12 protein-coding genes and 1 rRNA gene are annotated in these 19,403 nt (G+C 43.5%); 8 read left to right on the top strand and 5 right to left on the bottom strand.

The window, feature by feature from the left end:
* Nucleotides 1-130 (bottom strand): 16S ribosomal RNA (locus H524_RS0109785); the annotation flags it as partial.
* A gap of 532 nt (nucleotides 131-662) precedes the next feature.
* On the bottom strand, nucleotides 663-1,640 hold the full coding sequence (gene murI / locus H524_RS15325; protein ID WP_052339040.1) for a glutamate racemase: 978 nt from the start codon (nucleotides 1,638-1,640) through the stop codon (nucleotides 663-665).
* 240 nt (nucleotides 1,641-1,880) lie between these two features.
* On the opposite strand from murI, the gene trmA reads away from it, so the two are divergent.
* The gene (gene trmA, locus H524_RS0109775; RefSeq protein WP_052339039.1) at nucleotides 1,881-3,071 is read left to right on the top strand and encodes a tRNA (uridine(54)-C5)-methyltransferase TrmA; all 1,191 of its coding nucleotides are present in this window, start codon (nucleotides 1,881-1,883) and stop codon (nucleotides 3,069-3,071) included.
* Between the two features lie 338 nt (nucleotides 3,072-3,409).
* On the opposite strand, the gene H524_RS0109770 is transcribed toward trmA, so the two are convergent.
* Both H524_RS0109770 and rpmE read right to left on the bottom strand, forming a co-directional pair.
* Nucleotides 3,410-4,660: a malic enzyme-like NAD(P)-binding protein gene (locus H524_RS0109770; RefSeq protein ID WP_027940089.1), complete on the bottom strand. Its 1,251-nt coding sequence runs from the start codon at nucleotides 4,658-4,660 to the stop codon at nucleotides 3,410-3,412.
* Nucleotides 4,661-5,404: 744 nt separating this feature from the next.
* Nucleotides 5,405-5,626, bottom strand: coding sequence for a 50S ribosomal protein L31 (rpmE, locus tag H524_RS0109765; RefSeq protein WP_027940088.1), 222 nt, complete (start codon nucleotides 5,624-5,626; stop codon nucleotides 5,405-5,407).
* A gap of 408 nt (nucleotides 5,627-6,034) precedes the next feature.
* Here rpmE and priA point away from each other — a divergent pair, with 408 nt between their 5' ends.
* Nucleotides 6,035-8,947 (top strand): replication restart helicase PriA, encoded by a 2,913-nt coding sequence (gene priA, locus H524_RS0109760; RefSeq protein WP_052339038.1) that lies wholly within the window; start codon nucleotides 6,035-6,037, stop codon nucleotides 8,945-8,947.
* Nucleotides 8,948-9,176: 229 nt separating this feature from the next.
* Here the strand turns inward: priA and H524_RS17610 are convergent, their stop codons facing one another.
* Entirely contained in the window at nucleotides 9,177-11,297 is a 2,121-nt protein-coding gene (locus H524_RS17610) for a glycosyltransferase (RefSeq protein WP_211232168.1), read from the bottom strand.
* A 748-nt stretch (nucleotides 11,298-12,045) separates the two neighbouring features.
* Here H524_RS17610 and argS point away from each other — a divergent pair.
* From argS to H524_RS16700, 6 genes are all read left to right on the top strand, one after another.
* A complete protein-coding gene (gene argS, locus H524_RS0109745; RefSeq protein WP_027940086.1) occupies nucleotides 12,046-13,782 on the top strand; it encodes an arginine--tRNA ligase in 1,737 nt (578 codons plus the stop codon).
* A 164-nt stretch (nucleotides 13,783-13,946) separates the two neighbouring features.
* A complete protein-coding gene (locus tag H524_RS0109740) occupies nucleotides 13,947-14,645 on the top strand; it encodes an SPOR domain-containing protein (protein WP_027940085.1) in 699 nt (232 codons plus the stop codon).
* A gap of 261 nt (nucleotides 14,646-14,906) precedes the next feature.
* Nucleotides 14,907-15,506 carry an ATP-dependent protease subunit HslV gene (gene hslV / locus H524_RS15315; RefSeq protein WP_044121980.1) on the top strand — a complete coding sequence of 200 codons (600 nt, stop codon included), beginning with the start codon at nucleotides 14,907-14,909 and terminating at the stop codon, nucleotides 15,504-15,506.
* Nucleotides 15,507-15,516: 10 nt separating this feature from the next.
* Entirely contained in the window at nucleotides 15,517-16,848 is a 1,332-nt protein-coding gene (gene hslU, locus H524_RS0109725) for an ATP-dependent protease ATPase subunit HslU (protein ID WP_027940084.1), read from the top strand.
* A gap of 215 nt (nucleotides 16,849-17,063) precedes the next feature.
* Entirely contained in the window at nucleotides 17,064-17,324 is a 261-nt protein-coding gene (locus H524_RS0109720) for a hypothetical protein (RefSeq protein ID WP_027940083.1), read from the top strand.
* 383 nt (nucleotides 17,325-17,707) lie between these two features.
* A complete protein-coding gene (locus tag H524_RS16700; RefSeq protein WP_169726145.1) occupies nucleotides 17,708-18,970 on the top strand; it encodes a flavodoxin in 1,263 nt (420 codons plus the stop codon).
* The last annotated feature ends 433 nt before the right edge of the window (nucleotides 18,971-19,403 follow it).

Here is a 19,403-nt window from a genome sequence, read left to right as displayed (position 1 = left end):
TTCCCAAGCCTTACTCACCCGTCCGCCACTCGTCAGCCAAAGAGCAAGCTCTCTGCTGTTACCGTTCGACTTGCATGTATTAGGCCTGCCGCCAGCGTTCAATCTGAGCCATGATCAAACTCTTCACTTTAATGATTCGTTTGAAGTTGTAGCTTTAAACTAAGCTACTAAGTATGTGGCTAAACTCAAAGTCCTTAACTAAAGAACTCACACAGATTGTCTGTACTTATCAATTTTCAAAGAACTACAAAGCGCTTGGCTTTGTTTTGCTGTTTGCTTAGTGCGTTACAGCGAGGACGTATTTTAATGATTTGAACTCACACGTCAACAGCTTTTTTGAACTTTTTTAAAAAAACTTTAATCATTTTTAACAAAAGCCGATATATAAGCCGTTTGTAGCTCAAAAATTTTTTGCATAGTTTCGTTACAAACACCCTAATTTGATTGCTTTATTACCATATTAGCAAACACTAACCACAAATATTTTGAGAGGAAGCTCTTACTTTTTTACAAATACTGATGCACTTGAAGCCATTTATTGCGATGCTAGAGTTTCACACTCTAATGTGTGCAGCCCACGAAGTATTAAGAAAAAGGGCAGGACGCTTTCGCGCCCTGCCCTTTTTCTATTTACAAGAAGCTAATCCTATATAAAGCTAGACTTAATGCTCTTTCGATAGCTCGTCAAAACTCAATAGCTCTCTAAAGTGGAAGTAGCTAAAGGTACTTTCCATCTTGTTACGCTCATCTTGAGAACATGTACCTGTATAAACTGCTACTTTTGCTCCTGAGGTAAATACCTCTGCATCTGAAAGACCTGGTACGTGAATTATCTCTTCTGCTGCTAAGAGATCTTCATGTTCTAAAACACTCTCCTCATCAGTTTTTAGATCTGCATGCATTGTCTGTTGATAGCCTGCCTCAAGGATAGCCTTAACGCGACGAGCTACTGCCTCACCTGAATCAATTAGATGAATCTTAGGTCCAAGAATAGTTGATATCTGTTCTTTCAATAAAGGAAAGTGCGTACAGCCAAGCACTACTGCATCAGGAGCTTTTGGGCCATGACATGACCATATAGGCTCTAAGATTTCTTTGAGCTTAACCATGTCACAAGCCTTCTGGCAAAACTCTTCATATGTCATGCGCTGCTGACAGGCACTTAAAAGTGCATCTTCAGCTAGTCGTACTAAATCCTCAGAACCAATACGCATCACCTTACAGTCATAGGCAAACTCATTGATTAAGAAATTAGTATAGGCGCGGCTACAGGTTCCTGGTGTTGCTAATAAGACAATCGACTTGTTTTTAGAAATCTTAGCTGCAGGTTTAATTGCAGGTACCACACCTACTATGGGAGTATCGATAGCCTCACGGATAATCGGCAGCACTGTGGTACTAGCTGTATTACATGCAACCACTATCACATCAGGCTTAATGATGGAGCAGGCTCTATCTAAGAGATTCTTTACTCTATGCTGCAGATACTCTTCGCTCTTATTACCATAAGGAAATCCTTCATGATCAAATAGATAGTAGTAAGAGGCATTAGCATTAAGCTTGGCTGTTTTAGTGAAAACAGAAAGTCCGCCCATTCCTGAGTCAAAAAACAAAACACGTGCTGCTCTGCCTTGAAACATCTGACAACTCCTATAGTAGAACTGTTAGCAGCCTTAGTAGCTACAACTTTCACTCATATGCAGATTGTACAACTCATATGTATCTTGCGTTAGCTTAAGTACAAGATTCTTTAGTGTCTCATCGCAAGGATCGCATATTGATGGGAGTTTTGATAACATGCATGGCACTTTACAGTTGTATGGGTCATACTATGAGCCTTTAACAACTAATAGGCTATAACCCTTTTTGTGGATGCGGGCATGTTACCAACTTTATTGACAACTACTGACAAAGACAGATACCAAGATTACCTTGATGAGAAGATCGAACGTGTTTTCAATCTTATAAAAGGCACTCTTGCTACTGAGGATAATGCCCTTGGATTAAATGACCTCAATGCGCTTACTCCAGAGGTTCACCCATCCTTACCTGAACATTACAGAATGCGTTGTGAGTTTGCTATCTTCCATCACGAAGATGGTCAAATCGACTATGTAATGTTCGAGCCTGGCAGCAAGCCTCGTAAGATGATCTTTATTAAGGACTTCCCAGGTTGCACAGTCTCAATTAATCAGGCTATGACAGCCTTAAGAGAGCATGTCATCAAGTACCCTGAGGTCAAGCACAAGCTTTTTGGCGCTGATTTCTTATGTAACACTAAGGGCGATGTGGTCATCTCCTTAAACTACCATAAGAAACTCGTCGATCCTTTTACCGATGAGGCACATAAGCTAAGAGAAGATCTTAAGGCAGCAGGTATATCTTGTTCTTTAGTGGCTCATGCTCGCAAGCAAAAAATCACTATTGGCGATGACTTTGTTATTGAGACCATCCCAACTGTTAGAGGCGATATCAAGCTTAAGCAAGTCGAAGGTACTTTCTCTCAGCCGAACGCTACTGCTTGCTCAGCCATGCTTAACTTTGCCATCTCATGTGCTAAGTCCATCATGAAAGATGTTCCTGCAGGGCAAAAGCGCGACTTAATTGAACTTTATTGCGGCTCAGGCACCTTTACCGTGACCTTAGCGCCGCTATTTGATAAGGTCTTTGCCACAGAAGTAGCTCGTGTACCAACTGAGACCGCCATTTTCAACATGAAGCTCAACGAGATCGAAAACATCAAGTTAGCTCGTCTTAGTGCCCTTGAGGTTACCGAAGCCTTAAATCACGTCCGCACTTTCCGTCGTCTCAATGAACTAGACATCAACTTAGATGAGTACAGTTTCTCTACCTTGCTCATCGATCCTCCTCGTGCTGGTTTACAAGATGAAGAGGCCTTAAAGTTCACCGCTCAATATGACAATGTCATCTACATTAGCTGTGGCCCAGAGTCTTTGGCATCTGATCTAAAGTATTTAAGCAAGACCCACAAAATCGCTCGTGTTGCTTTCTTTGATCAGTTCCCATACACAAACCACCTCGAAAGTGGCGTGCTCCTCGTGCGTAGATAGACAATCAGAGCTCATGCACTAATAAGCTATCAAAGCTTGCGTGTAGATAGGCAATCAGAGCACATGCACTAATAGGCTATCAAAGCTTGCGTGTAGATAGGCAATCAGAGCTCATGCACTAATAGGCTATCAAAGCTTACATGCAGCTTGATCATGAGAAGTGTTTTAGACATGCGTGTGCCTAAATAGGTACGCGCATTTTTTGTATCTTTGAAATATCGTTGGTTTAAGCAGTTATAAGTTTGCTGCTTTTGACGGGCATAAAAAAAGGCCGATGATTTCTCATCGACCTCTTTAAATATTCATTGGTATGACTTTAAGTCACATACTAATGATTATTAAGCCATGTAGTTCTCTGGCATTGGGATCTGAGCAACGCCTGAGTCAACAGCAGCCTGAGCTACTGCACGGGATACCTTCTTGAATAAGCGTGGATCCATTGGCTTAGGAATTACGTACTCTGGGCCGAACTCAAGCTTATCAACTAAAGCAGCCTTAACAACCTCAGCTGGAACTGGCTCTTGAGCAAGCTCGCGGATAGCGTGCATAGCAGCAAGCTTCATTTCCTGGTTGATGCAGGTTGCACGTACGTCTAAGGTGCCACGGAATAAGAATGGGAAGCACAGTACGTTGTTGATCTGGTTAGGGTAGTCAGAACGGCCAGTACCAATGATGATATCTGGACGAACCTTCTTAACTAACTCTGGCTCAACCTCAGGATCTGGGTTAGAGCAAGCAAATACAACAGCCTTAGGAGCTAAGTGCATTAAGTCGTCTTCGGTGATTAAGCCTGGGCCTGATACGCCTAATAAGATGTCAGCGCCATCACATGCCTCAGATAAGGTCTTAGGACCAGCATCGTTAACAAAACGTGGCTTTTCACCATTGTTGTACTGAGCACGGTCAGAACGAATTACACCGTGACGGTCAACCATGAAGAACTTGCTCTTGTCAGCGCCAGCAGCGATTAACAGGTCGGAGCAAGCGATACCTGCAGCACCTGCGCCTACGCATACGATCTTACAATCAGCAAGCTTCTTGCCCTGTAACTCAATAGCGTTCAGGATACCAGCGCAGCTTACGATAGCAGTACCGTGCTGATCGTCGTGGAATACTGGAACGTTGCAGCGCTTGATGAGCTCACGCTCAATCTCAAAGCACTCTGGAGCCTTGATATCCTCGAGGTTAATACCACCGAAGGTATCAGCAATGCACTCAACAGTAGTAATGAACTCTTCAACAGACTTGTGCTTTACTTCAATGTCGATAGCATCAATTTTTGCAAAGCGGTTGAATAAGAGAGCCTTGCCTTCCATAACAGGCTTAGAAGCCAGAGGGCCAAGGTTACCTAAACCTAAAATTGCAGTACCGTTGGAGATAATAGCAACGGAATTACCCTTACCAGTGTAGCGGTATGCATCAGCAGGATTCTTAGCAATCTCACGAACAGGCTCAGCTACACCAGGGCTGTAAGCTAAAGTTAAGTCTCTTGCAGTCTCAGCAGGCTTAGTGATGGTGATCTTGAACTTGCCTGGCACTGGCTTCTCATGATATTCCAGAGCGGCATCGTGTAATGACTGTTGATCCAAGGTGTCCCCCTTAAATTCTTTAACTACCTGTGAATTCTTTAGCCATCTTAACAAAGCTTATGTAACCAAAGTTACTACGATCTTTGCTATGTGAAATCGCCTAACGCACATGGCTCTTCATGCATTGGCGAGAGTTATTCATTGAAGACAGGAGAGCACTCCTGCCTTATGCCTTCTTGATCTAAAAGGACCTCAAGTAAACAACTCGAACAGTCTAATGCTATACATATTACTAAAAGTGCTAGCACCGTCTCGATTTTTGCAAATATCTCTCAACCGTTCTCATGATCTTTGATCTGACTCTCAAATCGCTACTATTAGACAGTAGAAAAGCACTTATCACTTGCAAAACGAAAATGCTCAAGATCTTTTGACAAATAAGCCATTCACGAGGATATCGCACTGTAATAACTTTCGTGCCAATATTCAAAGTATGTGCAAAATGCACAATCAATGTGATTAGCACAAAGGCCGATAGCGTTCGTGGTGGGACTTTGATTGCTCTTGAAATTGTTTTGTACTTAAAGATGAGCGTAAAAAAGGCGGGCAATTGATTGAAATGGCAATTAAGGAGTGCTTATGGCCATTTTGTGATGATTTTTGGACATAAAAAAAGCGCATCGCCTTAAACAGGAGATACGCTTTTTTTCGTGTTGCTCTATGCTATAGCGCGTTTAAATAAACGAAGCTCTTTGCATAGAGACAGAAGCATTGAAAGCTTGATAAATAAGCTTTCTAAGCCAATTAAGACTGCTTCTGAGCGCCGAGCATACCGAAGCGCTTCTTGAATGCCTCAACACGGCCGCCAGTATCAACGATCTTCTGCTTGCCGGTGAAGAATGGGTGGCATAAAGAGCAGACTTCGATGTCGATGTCGTGACCAGCGGTTGAACGAACCTGGAACTTATTGCCGCATGAGCAACGTACGTTTACTAACTCGTACTGTGGGTGAATATTCTTTTGCATTTGGACCTCAGTGCATGTCGCCATTCAGCCGCCTACAAATCATTGCGCCGAACACCACATGCGGTATTAAAAAAGAGCGCCTTATCATACAGAACAATTTGCCAAAACTCAAGATCTCTTTTTAGTTTCTTACAATACCTGATCTTTACCAAATTAAAACCGCATATTTAAGCCATTTACCCACCAACTAGTCTAGGCGTGCACCTTAAGATCTTGCAGCGATCTTTATAAAACAATTTCACAATTTGAAGGTATGCCTTAGTTAGTTGCTCTCTATCTTACTAAAACCGCTTATATATCGCATAACAACTTTCACTTGCATCACTTTGTTATCTAGCTAGACTCGTGTGATAGCATGATGACCTGACATCGGCTCAATAATTAATGTTGTTGGCATAGCAGGCACAGATGATAGACTCGACAAACAAGCAGCTAGACTTACAAATTAACAGCGTTACAGACGCTGAGCATGAGCGTGTCTCATCATCAGGCAATGACCTTAAGCATGCTAAATCATCGTATGCCCCATCTGATGCCGATGACTTTATGAGTGAAGATGGGGGTACGCTGCATTTAAGAACCGACAAGGCTATATGTAGTTCTTGTGAAAGTGCTAAGCATAGCGCTCCGAACTTACAGATGAGCGAGGCTCATGGCTCTAAAGACGCTAGTAAGCATCTTAGAGAGAATAATACGAGCGATCTTATTAGTCCTGAGTCCTTTTGCGACATCCTCAAGCCGCAGCCTTTTAGTGATCTACTTAATTCAAATGATCTATCGTTAGGAGCATCATTTGCACCTGTTCAAGATAATAGTGGGGTTATCTCCACTAAAGGCACGATCCCTGAAGCGCTCAGCGCCCCTGATGTGTATATTCCGCTGACAGGCTCTGACCTAAAATCACATATCAATCAGAACCACTGTCAAGAAGAACTTCCTTTAAATCCTGCACTTGGATTGCTCTTTGAAGATGAAGATAGCGTTTTACAAAGCCCTGATAAGAGTTCCTTAAGTCAGCTAGGTAAGACCTGTGCATTGCAGCAAATTGATGAAGAGGCAGCAGCGCAAGGATTTACCGTCGTTCAAGTAGCCGTAAATCGCGCCTTATACCAAACCTATGACTACAAGGTTAAGGGCAAATGCGATCAAAACTATATCGGCCGACGCGTAAAGATTAGCTTTGGTGTACGTTCTACTAAGCTCAAAGAAGTCGCTATTATTACTGGCATTGGTGCTTCTTCTATCTACTCGATTAAAAAGATTAAAGAGGCACAAGTCTTAGATGATCAGCCGTGGATAGACGAGGCCGTCTTTAAGACCTTAAAGTTTGCCTCTTCGTACTATCACTATCCTATTGGACAGACACTGCAGCTAGGCTTGCCGAAGATGATGCGCGAGGGCTCTCCTGCTACGTATAAGGAGATCCCAGGTTTTATCAACATGGTAAAACCTAGCAAGCTTGATGAGGCACTAGGCAAGCTACGCTCTAAAGGTCAAAAAGAGCTGCTGCTAGCACTGCAGTCAGGCCCGCGTAAACGACGTGAGCTGCGCGAACAAGGCTTTTCTTTACAGCAAGAAAACGTGTTGATTCGCTTGGGTTTAGCAAAGAAGGTTGATCTTGCACAAGATCTGCCTCCTTTTGATCTCACTGGCGCATCAGCATGTGATGAGATCCTTGCAAATAAACCTTTTGAACTTAATGACGAGCAAGCATCGGTTCTAAAAGCCATCAACGAAAAAGATGGCTATGGTGTCTTTTTACTTAGTGGCGTCACTGGTTCTGGCAAGACTGAAGTTTATCTGCAGGCAATCGAGCACACCTTAAAACAAGGCAAAAAGGCGATGGTGTTGGTACCAGAAATCGCGCTTACACCTCAAACTTTTAAGCGCTTCTATGCTCGCTTTAAAGTGCCTATTGCTACCATGCACTCGACCTTGTCTGATCGCGAGCGTATGGATGCTTTCTTAGATATGGCATGTAATCGCGCCGCCATTCTTATCGGTACTCGTTCAGCCCTCTTTTCATCGATACCAGATCTAGGACTTATCGTCATCGATGAAGAGCATGACAGCTCCTTTAAGCAAAATGACGGTCTACGCTACCATGCACGATCACTTGCGGTGTATCGTGCGCATCTGTCTAATTGCAAGGTCATACTTGGTTCTGCTACACCGTCTTTAGAATCGGTATTCAATACTCAAATCGGACGTTATCGCCGTCTTGATCTCTTTAACCGCGCCAGGAACTCAAAGGTTCCAGATATTGTGGTGGTAGATCTCAAAACCGAAGAGCTCAACGACTCGGTAAGATCGGGCATTGGTTCAGTCTTAGAAAATGCCATTGGCGTAACTACAGCCAAGCACAATCAAGCTTTACTCTTCTTAAATCGTCGCGGCTTTTCTAATGCCTTAATCTGCCATACCTGCTGTAAGGTCATCACCTGTCCGCATTGCGATAATCAGCTTACGGTACATCGTAATATCGGCTCAATGAGATGCCATATTTGCGATTACTCAGCGCCAATCTTAAAAGACTGTCCATACTGCGGCGGAAAAGACACCTTACTTGAGATCGGTATTGGTACTGAGCAAGTAGAGAGCTACCTCAAAGAGCGCTTCCCAGATGTTGGTATTGAGCGTATTGATCGTGATGTCATCACCAGTAAAGAGAAGCTTGATCAGAGCTTAAAGCGCATCCTCAATCATGAAAGTGAAATCATGATCGGCACACAGATGCTCGCTAAAGGCCATGACTTCCCAGATGTAACTACTGTAGGCATCATTGATGTGGACTCTGGTTTATTCTGCGATGACTTTAGAGGCCTTGAGTACACTGCTCAGTTAATTACTCAAGTAGCAGGACGCGCAGGACGTGCCGATAAAAGGGGTATTGTCTATATACAAACTAGATTCCCAGAACACCAATTGCTCACTCGCTTAACTACTGGTGACTTTAAGTACATCGGTCTTGCCTGTGAGCTTTTGGATATACGTCGTGAGATGTGCCTACCACCATTTACCTTTCAGGCAACGGTGATGACAAATTCCACAGATCGTAATAAAGCCTTTGATAGGCTTAAGGGGATTTTCCAAATCATTGGCAATAATAACCCGCTGCTGCAAAAGGTCTCGATGAGTCCAATCTTGCCCGACAAGATTGAAAAGCGCTTTAACCGCTACCACTTCCATATCACCATCACCGCCTTTACCCGCGATGATTTAAGTAAGCTCTTAGATGCTATTACCGATGCTTACTCTACCTTTAAAAACAATGGTGATCTGCGCTTTGCTATCGATGTAGACCCAATCAACAACTACTAAAGATACGATGGCTCTTTATAAAGCTTCCTTACTTGCGCGAGGCTTACTTGCTTCCATGACGCTTACTTACTTTCGCGAGGCTTACTTGCTTTCATGACGCTTACTGGAAGCGTTCAAAGGAGCTTAGTTTCTAGGAGTGAAACTTTAGTTAAATGCGTTTTGCGCACCGCTAGAGGCACAATATCAACTAGCGGCGCATAGTTTAGACAAGCTCTTGAGGTGGTTAAGCTTAGATGCTCTTGTCTTGAGAGTCTTTACCTAGTTCATATACCTGCTCTTGAGTGGCTGCATAGGCTGCCGAGGTATCGTTACTGTTGCTTGTTTTAGTCGCAGTGGCTGTGTCTGCCTTATAGTCTAGGCCTTTAGAGGCTTCCCATAAGAAGACGTACTTTAAGAATGTATAAATAAAGGCACTTTGTGCTGCAATGTAGCCAGCACGACCATCCATAAAGCCGAGCTTTACAAAGTAAAGCTTAATAAAGCTAAAGATTGGGCTGAAGATGATCTTCATTAATGATGGCTTCTTGCCTTTAACAATATAACTTTGAGCTGACATCTTGGCGTAACGTACGGTACGTAAGAAGTGATCATTCACATCACGATATGAATAATGAATGATGTAGCCTGGTAAACGCTTCACCTTTGAGTCAGTATTCAATGACTCATGGACTAACTCACCTTCCCAACGTGGATTAGAATCACGACGGACTAAACGGAGGCGATAGTTAGGCTGCCAAGCATGCTTAAGTAACTTGCCTAAGTAGAAGGTAAGACGATTCATCTCATAAGCGTCGTGGCTATCCTCTTTGATCACCTTAACAATGGCATCCTTAAGCTCATCATTGAGCACTTCGTCAGCATCTAAAAATAAGATCCAGTCTTGAGTGCATTTAGGAATCAAAGAGTTCTTTTGCTTTACAAAGCCTTTAAACTCTTCTGTGTAAACCTTAGCACCAAAAGACTTAGCCACATCAATAGTTTTATCTGTAGACACGGAATTGATCACGATGATCTCAGAGGCAATGTCTTGAATCTTAGCTAAGGTTGGAGGCAATCTATCGGCCTCATTATGGGCGATCAGTGCTACTGTAAGACTGAGCTTTTCGTAGTGCTTGTCACCACTTTCATGTTCAGAACTTGTCTTAATAACTTCATCTACACTCTTAGACATTTTTTCTTGCTTATGACTTGCTTGATAGAGCGCTACTTCTTTGGAGCTATAAAACTGCTCTAATGATGTATTAATGATCTCAAGAGCCATGCTCTCTTCAAGCTCCTGCAACTCCTTAGTCTCTGCATGGAGCTTATTGCGATCAAAGGTTACAGGATGCTCATTAGTGTCTCCGTATAAAGCCCAACGAGTATGAGAATTAGAGATACGACTTGAGTAAAAACAGATAACTGGTTTTCTGTAGTTTCCTGCAAATTGTGTAATACCGGTAGAAGGACCAATAAAGCAAGCTGATAAGTCAGTAAGCGCAGCAGCTACCATGAGTGAGTGCTCATTGATGCAGACATGTAAGTGCTCACGCAGCTTTTCAGGCACAGCAGCAATGACGCGCTCAATACGTTCTTGCTGGCTTTTAATGCCCATCACCACTACCTCAGGCACCAGTACAGAGTCATTATGTTGAGCACAAGTGGCACAAGAGTGCGCATTTAAATCTTGCTGAGAGTCATCTTTAAGATCATTGCTTTTACTTGCTTTAGTAGCATATGAAGATAGGATGCCGGTGATTACTTGTGAGTAGTGTGCCTCAGAAAGATTAGAGCCTGAACCACCAGTAAATGGGTTAATCAGGATGAAAGGCTTATCAGCGATATTTAAGGAAGCAATGAGCTCTTTAGCCTTAGCACCATCCTCATCAGTGTAGGCAATACGATCAAAGTGAATACCAACCTTGTCAAAAAGCTCAGGATCAAGGTGCTTTATAAGATCAAGATTATATTCAGCCTCACTCTTGATGCACTCAGAGCGCTTTTGTCTAAAACCTCGATTGTAATGAATGAATGACCATAACTTTGAATGCGGGCCAATGCGTACCTTTGCTCCTGACTTTGAGGCAATACTAGAGATATGGTTGTTAGAGACTAAGGCAATAAACACATCAGGGTTAAATGAGCGCAGCTTGCTAATTAAAGAGGCATCATCATCTTTGTAATCATCAATGCTAATAACCTCATCGATGCATTTGACGTGCATGGCTACAGCACGATTAGCATTACTAACAAGAGCAATGATTCTAGCTGATGGGTACATGGCTTTAGCTGTAGCGTATGACGGAATAGACACGACAAAATCGCCGATCTTATCGGTTCGAGAAATGATGATGTTATTGATACTTGCCATATCTACCTCAAAAGCTTACGTCTACACATTCTCATCTTTGGTTTTGCAAAACCATGCTTGAAGCCATGTAGGTCTCTAATATTTCTAGTTTAACATGCCTATTAGCCCCTTGTTTTAAGTAAGGGTCTTTGCACTTGTACTGACGCAAAACGCTAGTGGTTCGACGAGTGCTTCACTAATTGTATATGCTACTGAAAATAGACATGAGCGCCATGCGATTAGCTGTTAGCCTTCATCTCTGAGGCTTTTTGCTTGTGCAGCTGCAGCGACAGATACAACCGCTGCGGCGGCTGCGGCGGCTGCTGCGGCGGCGACTGCAGCTACAGCTGCAGCTGCAAAGCTCATTGTGCTCAATACATTATTGTTGGCAATTGCGCCTAGTGAGAGCATCTCACGCGATTCAACAAGGGTCGAACTTTAAGCTCATAAGGCGTCAACTATAGAGCATCACCCGCATTCTTACGCGATCTGTCTTTTACAAATGACCTGTTGAGCCTAGCGTCTATGCTATAATAGAAAATTCTGTGGACGCACTTAGAACTGTCCCTTGCAAGGCGCTTTTTACTAAGCACCTGTAACGAACTAGACGGCATATCTATGCGTTCCATATCGTTTTTTAGCAAGCTGCTACATAGAGCACTTAAGTAAATCTTAAGATGCCCACTTAGCGTTAGTAACTAGCGCTTTAAAGTGTTTAGTAGCTCAGAGCTTATCTTTAAGAGCAATTGGTCGGGTCAATTTCGAAAATATGAAGAATCTCGTTGCCTCATTCGTACTTGCAAGTCTTAACAAGTTAAAAGCTGACTTTGATATCCCAGACGATATTCAAAGCAAGATCCGCATTGATCGCACCAAGGATAAGGCTCATGGTGACTTTGCCACCAACATCGCCATGATGCTTGCTAAGCCACTTGGCAAGAATCCACGTGAATTAGCTCAGCTCATTGTTGACGCTCTGCCTAACGATGAGCGTATTGCTAAGACAGAGATCGCAGGTCCTGGCTTTATCAATTTCTTCATTAACGCCAACCACACCGCATCTGCACTGCAGGCCATGCTCTTAGATGAGCGCTCTGGTGTGCCTTTAACTACTGAGCCACAAAACATTGTGGTTGACTACTCAGCTCCTAACGTAGCTAAGGAAATGGCTGTACACCACATCCGTTCTACCGTAATTGGTGATGCTGTGGTACGTGTACTTGAGTACTTAGGCCATAACGTTACCCGTGCTAACCACGTTGGTGACTGGGGTACTCAGTTTGGTATGCTCATCGCCTATCTCGAAAAGTGTGAAAACGAACATGGCGCTGGCATGGATCTGAGCGACTTTGAGGCCTTCTATCGTGAGGCTAAGCGTCTTTACGATGAGGACGAAGAATTTGCAGTTAAGGCTCGTTCTTATGTAGTTCGTCTGCAAGGTGGCGATGAATACTGCTATAGCATGTGGCAGAAGCTCGTTAAGATGACCATGGATCAAAATCAGGCTATCTACGATCGTCTGAACGTCACTCTCTCAGAAAAAGACACCATGGGAGAGAGCCTGTATAACGACATGCTGCCTGTTGTAGTTGATGATCTGTTAAAGCGTGGTATCGCTGTTGAGGATCAGGGCGCGGTTGTAGTCTATTTAGACGAGTTTAAGAACAAGGATGGCGACGTACTAGGCAACATTATTCGTAAGAGCGATGGTGGATATTTGTACACCACCACTGATATTGCCTGCGTAAAGTACCGTGTAGAGAAGTTCAAGGCTAACCGCCTCATGTACTTTATTGACTCACGTCAGCATCAGCACTTAGAAGCTGCATGGCAAATCTGTCGTATTGCTGGCTACCTGCCTGAGAATGTCTCTATTGAGCACGATGCATTTGGCATGATGCTCGGTAAGGATGGCAAGCCATTTAAGACCCGTTCTGGCGGTACTGTAAAGCTTAAGGATTTATTAGACGAGGCTGAAAAGCGCGTTGATGCTATGCTCACTGAGCGTGGCAGTGAGTACGATCCACAAGAGCGTAAGCAGATTTTACATGACATCGCAATTGGTGCTGTAAAGTATGCCGATCTGTCTAAGAATCGTCTTACTGACTACATCTTTGACTGGGATCAGATGCTCGCTTTTGAAGGCAATACTGCTCCTTACTTACAGTATGCCTACAGCCGTATTCAGTCCATCTTCCGTAAGACTGACAGCGTTCCAGGCACCATTGTGATTAATCACGAGGCTGAAGAGGCTTTAGCTAACAAGCTGCTCTCCTTTGCTGATGCTGTTAACTCAGTTGCAGCTAAAGCTATGCCGCACCTGTTATGTACTTATCTGTTTGAACTGTCTGGCACCTTCATGCGTTTCTATGAAGCATGCCCAGTATTAAAGCAGGGTACCGATGAAGAAACTAAGGTCTCCCGTTTAGCTCTGTGCGCTTTAACTGCCAAGGTGCTCAAGCAAGGTTTAAATCTGCTTGGCATCAATGTCATGGAAAAGATGTAAAGCTTTTTATAGCTTATAAAAGCCATAACTACTGTTTTTAACTAACTATGCTGCCATGAAATTGCATGGCAGTTTAGCCTTAACTAGCTTTTTGCTAAGTTTCAGCTACTAAGCTTTTAGTAGCCTTAACAACATGTTTTGACAGCCATTTAAAGGTAATCGTTGTGAAGTTTAATCTAGGTGAAAAGGGCGGTTTGTCCAATCTGCCTCCGCAAAAGAAGCGTGTTTTAGCTATTGGCGGCATCGCTTTTATAGTTTTACTCTTTGTAAGCTTCCTGTTGTCACTTACTGAGGATGATGGCTCAAATCAAACTCAAGAAGTAGTTAGCCAAGAGGCCAATCAGCCTTTAGAGCAAGGTAGTTCAGGCGACCTGCAATTACCAAGCTCACAGCGTTATGACTTTGAAAATAACGTCGCTACTAATGGCGGTGGTATTGAAGATCTGTTACACGACGCCCCTCAGACCGATGATGGTCCTATCGGCGTTGATAAGAGCCCATTTGAAAATCAGCCAAATACTCAAAGTCCATCTCAAGGACTTGGTCCTCTACCAATGCCAACTGAAGAGGAAGAAGCATTAGGTGGTCAGCAAGCTCAAGAGCAAGCCCCTGAGGCTCCTCAAGCAGCACCTGCTTCAACTAAAGCAGTACTCTATTGCGATAGTTACACCAATGCTGCTGATGCAGAAAGCCAAAAGGCTGTCCTCGCTTTCCAGGGCGTAACCGCTCAGGTAGTTAAGAATCAAGATGGCACTTTAGGCTTGAAGCTTGGCCCATTCCCATCAGCAGAGCGTGCTCGTGAGGCATTCTCTTTCTTAGCTGATAAGGGTCTCTTACAACAATGCGGCCTCATTCAAGAATAAAGAGCGCTTAGAGCATTGAGCTGCTGTTAAGTGGCCATGCTTTGGGGGCTCAAAAACCCATTTTTGATACAGTTTTACAAGCTCAAACTAGTTTTATTTGCCAAGGCTTACTTGAACAAAATAGCCATACAGGCAAGGGCACATAGATAGATTACGCTTATCTCAAGATGCCCACATGGTCGAGATCTGATAGCAATCATCTAATCGACTATGGGTAATGAACTAGAAAAACTAATATCGAGTGTAGGATAAGGTTTTATTATGACAACCATCGTTTCTGTTCGTCGCAATGGCACAGTTGCCGTAGGTGGTGACGGTCAGGTTACTATGGGCCAGTCTTCTATCTTAAAAGACAATGCCCGCAAGGTACGTCGCCTGTACAAAGGCCGTGTAATCACTGGTTTTGCAGGCTCAACTGCCGATGCATTTACTCTTTTAGATCTGTTTGAAAAGAAGCTTGAAGCTCACCAAGGTATTTTGGAGAGAGCTTGTGTTGCTTTAGTTAAAGACTGGCGTACTGATAAGATGCTCCGTAAGCTGGAGGCCATTATCATTGCTGCAGATAAGGATCACTCATTCTTAATCTCTGGCACTGGTGACGTAGTACGTATGGATGATGACATTCTCGCTACTGGCTCAGGTGGTAACTTTGCGCTCTCTGCTGCACGCGCCTTAGTCCGCAACACCGACTTAAGCGCTGAAGATATCGTTAAGAAGTCCTTAGAGATCGCCGGTGAGATTTGTGTATTCACCAATCAAAACCACATCATCGAGACTATTAGCTGCGATGAAAAGGATGAGTCCAACGCTACCAAAGATGCTCCAGAGACCAAGGAGCAGGGCAGCTGCCAGAGCTTTTAGGAGATAGCGCATGTCTGAATTAACCCCACGCGAGATTGTAAGTGAGTTAGATCGCCACATCGTTGGCCAAGCTGCTGCGAAGCGTTCTGTAGCCATTGCTCTGAGAAATCGTTGGCGTCGTATGCAGTTAGACCCAAAGATTCGTCAGGAAATCTATCCAAAGAATATTCTGATGATAGGCCCTACCGGTGTTGGTAAGACTGAAATCGCACGTCGCTTAGCCACTCTTGCTAAGGCTCCTTTCATTAAGGTTGAAGCCACCAAGTACACTGAGGTTGGCTATGTTGGTAAAGAAGTAGACTCCATTATCCGCGAGCTTGCTGAAGTATCCATGAAGCTCGTTAAAGAAGAGGCTGCTAAAAAGAATAATGCCCGTGCAGAAGAGGCCGCTGAGGAGCGCATCTTAGATGCACTGCTGCCATCCCCATCAGCAACTGAAGAGGAAAAGCGTAACAACGCTACACGTCAGAACTTCCGCAAAATGCTGCGTGAGGGCAAGCTTGATGATCGCGAGATCGAAATCCGCATTGCTGATAAGTCAGGCTCTCCTTTACAGATCTTAACTCCAGGCAATGGTGCCATGGAGGATATGAACAATCAGCTTCAGTCACTGTTTGATTCATTATCTCCAAACCGCACCATCAACCGTAAGATGAAGATCAAGGACGCTTTTAAAGAGCTGACTCAAGAAGAGGCCGAGAAGATGACCTCTACTGAAGATCTGCGTAATGAAGCAGTTAAGCAGTGTGAGAATCACGGCATTGTCTTCATCGACGAAATCGATAAGATCTGTGGTGGTGATGGCAGTAGCTCTCGCGGTGAGGTTTCTCGTCAGGGCGTACAGCGTGATCTGCTGCCTCTTATCGAAGGCTGCCAGGTCAACACCAAGTACGGCATGATTAAGACCGATCACATCCTCTTTATCGCCTCTGGTGCTTTCCAGATCGCCAAGCCATCTGATCTCATCCCAGAGCTGCAGGGTCGTCTACCAATCCGTGTTGAACTGCAGGCATTAACTGCTGATGATTTTGTACGCATCTTAACCGAGCCTCATGCTTCATTAACCAAGCAATACGAGTACTTAATGGCAACTGAAGGTGTAAAGATCACCTTTACCGATGATGCTATTAAGCGCATTGCTGAGGATGCCTACACTGTCAACGAAAAGACTGAGAATATCGGTGCCCGTCGTCTGCATACTCTGATGGAGAAGATCTTAGATCAGGTTTCATTTGAGGCCCCAGATAATCCTGGCACTACCGTGGTTATCGATGCAGCCTATGTAGATGAGCACTTAAGCGATATTGTTCAGGATGAGGATCTCTCACGCTATATTCTCTAGCAACTGAGCTCTTATATTTACTTGGCACATGTGTAGTGAAAGTAGCGACAGATGCTGTCCTTAGCATCTAGGACTATATCTTTATGAAAAGAATCGCTTATACATGTGCCTTAAGATCAAGATCAGAGCACTCATAAAAGTTACTTTTTCTTAAGAAAAAGAGTGCTAAGATCTCGACAGGGCATCTATACGTACATATTTTCCAAGGTTCATTTATGGCAAATCGTGAACAGCTGAGTCTCAGAGAACTTGAGCTCTTACAGGAGCTCAATGAAATTGCCGCAAAGACTGATACTTTGAGCAGCAATATGGACGAGAAGTTCAGCTCCCTTGATAGAAAAGACGTTGAAATCGCTGCACTCAAGCGCAAACTTGAAGAGTACAAACGTGAAAACGAGCACTTGTGCGAACTCATTCAAACCTGGCGTTCAAGAATGGACAACGTGCTTAAGACTTTAGGTCAGATTAACAACTAAATCTGCACGATAAAAACGCGCCTTGGCGCGTTTTTTGTTTGCATAAGTCGATATTGCGAAAGAAACATTAAGACACAAAGTTAATGTCAAACTTTCGTACTACAGCTTCACGGCGTCCTTGCAAAGACGCCCCTTATATACAACCTGAATTACAAAGATTAAAAAGCTGCAGCTCTACTCAAGGTGGCGCATGCTTAAGCCTTATTTACCTTGCTATCAAGTGACGCTTGAAGCTCATCATCACACTAGCAATGTAGTTAAACTTGGCACCAAGCTCTTTGTATATACGGGTTTAGGATTAAAACATGGCCCACATTACAACAGTACATAAGATAGCTCAGGCACTTCCTAGATTTGAGGCATTGAAACTCAGCTTATGTACCATGGCGCTTGTTTTTAGCTGTAGTAGCTATGCTCAAGAAGAGACTAAACCTCAACAGGCAAGCTCAAGTATTAACTCTGTTGCCGATGTAGCAGAAGCAAAGAAAACCTCATCTTTGTCAAATACCAACACCACTGCTAGTGGTGCAGAGAACATTCGTAATGCCATTGATAAAAAGACCACTGCTATTGATAAGTCTGGTGCCTACGTCAATGCATCTACTCTTAAGACCAATGCAGACAAGGTAAGCCCAAGCTCTGAGCAAGTGGGCAGCAATGTCAAAGAGAAAGCTAAGGTCTACCGTGATCCATATGGTAATAGACTTAAGGCTCCTCCTCGTAAGCAAAGCTTTGAGCAAAGATCACAAGAAGAAGCGCGTACTGCTGAAAAGATCGCGCAGTCAAATCTCAATCGCCCAACTAGCTCCTTAAGTAAGGTTGCAACAAGTACTGCAGCTACTGTGGCAAGTACGCAGGCTCTAGCAAGTAACGATAGCAAGGTTGTTGCAATTAAAGAGACTCCTCTTAAAAGTGCGGTAGTTTTCTTTACTAAGCCAGAAAAGAGCTCAACCCATAATGTTGACGCTATGAGCGGTGCCTCTACAGTTAAAGTGGAGCAGAACATCCTTGGTATTACTGAGTATGAGGCAAGTCTCATTGCTAAGTACACTAAGGCAGATATGTATCGCATCGAGAGAGATCAACCATACTCATCTAAGCACTCAGAACTTATTATGCAAAGTTCTGACGAGATGGACTCTGGCCTCCCTCCTCAAAGCAAGATCACTCCAAATTTTGATCCATCTTCATATGATGTCATCTTTGTAGGCTTCCCACTGTGGTGGTCTGATATGCCTATGCCGCTGTACTCTTTCTTTGAAGACCATGATCTTTCAGGCAAGATTGTGATCCCATTTTGTACCTACGGCAACAAGTCAAGAAATAAGGTATTTACCAAGATCTCCAAGCTTGAGGCCAATGCCAATGTACCTATCAAGGCAGGTCTTAAGTCATATCGCGCTGACATTGCCAAAGACGGTGAGCGTATCGTCAAAGAGTGGTTAATTAAGCTCGACAATAACAGCTTTAAAGGTTTATTGCCAAAGGACTCTGAGGCAAAACAACAAAGTGCTCCTCAAGAGGGCCAAAATACTGATAGCACTACTTTAAGCAAAGATCCTCAAGATGCAGGCACAAACAACACTCAAGCTCGTGCCAATAGCTTTGCCCCTGGCAAAACTCCATCAGTTAAGCCAGCATCATAGCACCATCGTTATCTAAGCTTAGAGCGTATATAGCCAATACCCTAAAACGTCGTGCTCAAAATTACTCTTGTAACCGGAATATGTAAATGTTTTTTTCAAAATTCTTTTTTTGGACATGGTACCTTTAGCTAGCGCTTCCATCAAAAGAATTTTGATTGGCATATGCCGTTTTGAGCTATTTAGACTAGTTATGGCATGTGATACATAACTAGGGATTTCATTTGACATACCGTAGCTCTCGTATAAGTCAAACTTAGCGTATGGCACATGGTGTTTATGGTCAACAAAGGGGTTTAAAGCACTACGATTAGCTATCAAGCAAAAGATCCCGGGAAGTCATTTGTAATCGTATGCTTTATATACCTATTAGTTATGATGATAGCTATAGTTCATATCTATTACAGGTACATTAATAAGGGCACGTAACCCTTAG

This window comes from Anaerobiospirillum succiniciproducens DSM 6400 (assembly GCF_000482845.1).
Lineage (GTDB): Bacteria > Pseudomonadota > Gammaproteobacteria > Enterobacterales > Succinivibrionaceae > Anaerobiospirillum > Anaerobiospirillum succiniciproducens.
This window is presented reverse-complemented; position numbering and strand designations above follow the sequence as displayed.

Excerpts from the sequence above, each read along its gene's own strand:
- trmA (WP_052339039.1), top strand. The coding sequence starts at position 1,881 with ATGTTACCAACTTTATTGACAACTACTGACAAAGACAGATACCAAGAT.
- murI (WP_052339040.1), bottom strand. The coding sequence starts at position 1,640 with ATGTTTCAAGGCAGAGCAGCACGTGTTTTGTTTTTTGACTCAGGAATG.
- hslV (WP_044121980.1), top strand. The coding sequence starts at position 14,907 with ATGACAACCATCGTTTCTGTTCGTCGCAATGGCACAGTTGCCGTAGGT.
- argS (WP_027940086.1), top strand. The coding sequence starts at position 12,046 with ATGAAGAATCTCGTTGCCTCATTCGTACTTGCAAGTCTTAACAAGTTA.
- H524_RS16700 (WP_169726145.1), top strand. The coding sequence starts at position 17,708 with ATGGCGCTTGTTTTTAGCTGTAGTAGCTATGCTCAAGAAGAGACTAAA.
- H524_RS0109720 (WP_027940083.1), top strand. The coding sequence starts at position 17,064 with ATGGCAAATCGTGAACAGCTGAGTCTCAGAGAACTTGAGCTCTTACAG.
- rpmE (WP_027940088.1), bottom strand. The coding sequence starts at position 5,626 with ATGCAAAAGAATATTCACCCACAGTACGAGTTAGTAAACGTACGTTGC.
- hslU (WP_027940084.1), top strand. The coding sequence starts at position 15,517 with ATGTCTGAATTAACCCCACGCGAGATTGTAAGTGAGTTAGATCGCCAC.
- priA (WP_052339038.1), top strand. The coding sequence starts at position 6,035 with ATGATAGACTCGACAAACAAGCAGCTAGACTTACAAATTAACAGCGTT.
- H524_RS17610 (WP_211232168.1), bottom strand. The coding sequence starts at position 11,297 with ATGGCAAGTATCAATAACATCATCATTTCTCGAACCGATAAGATCGGC.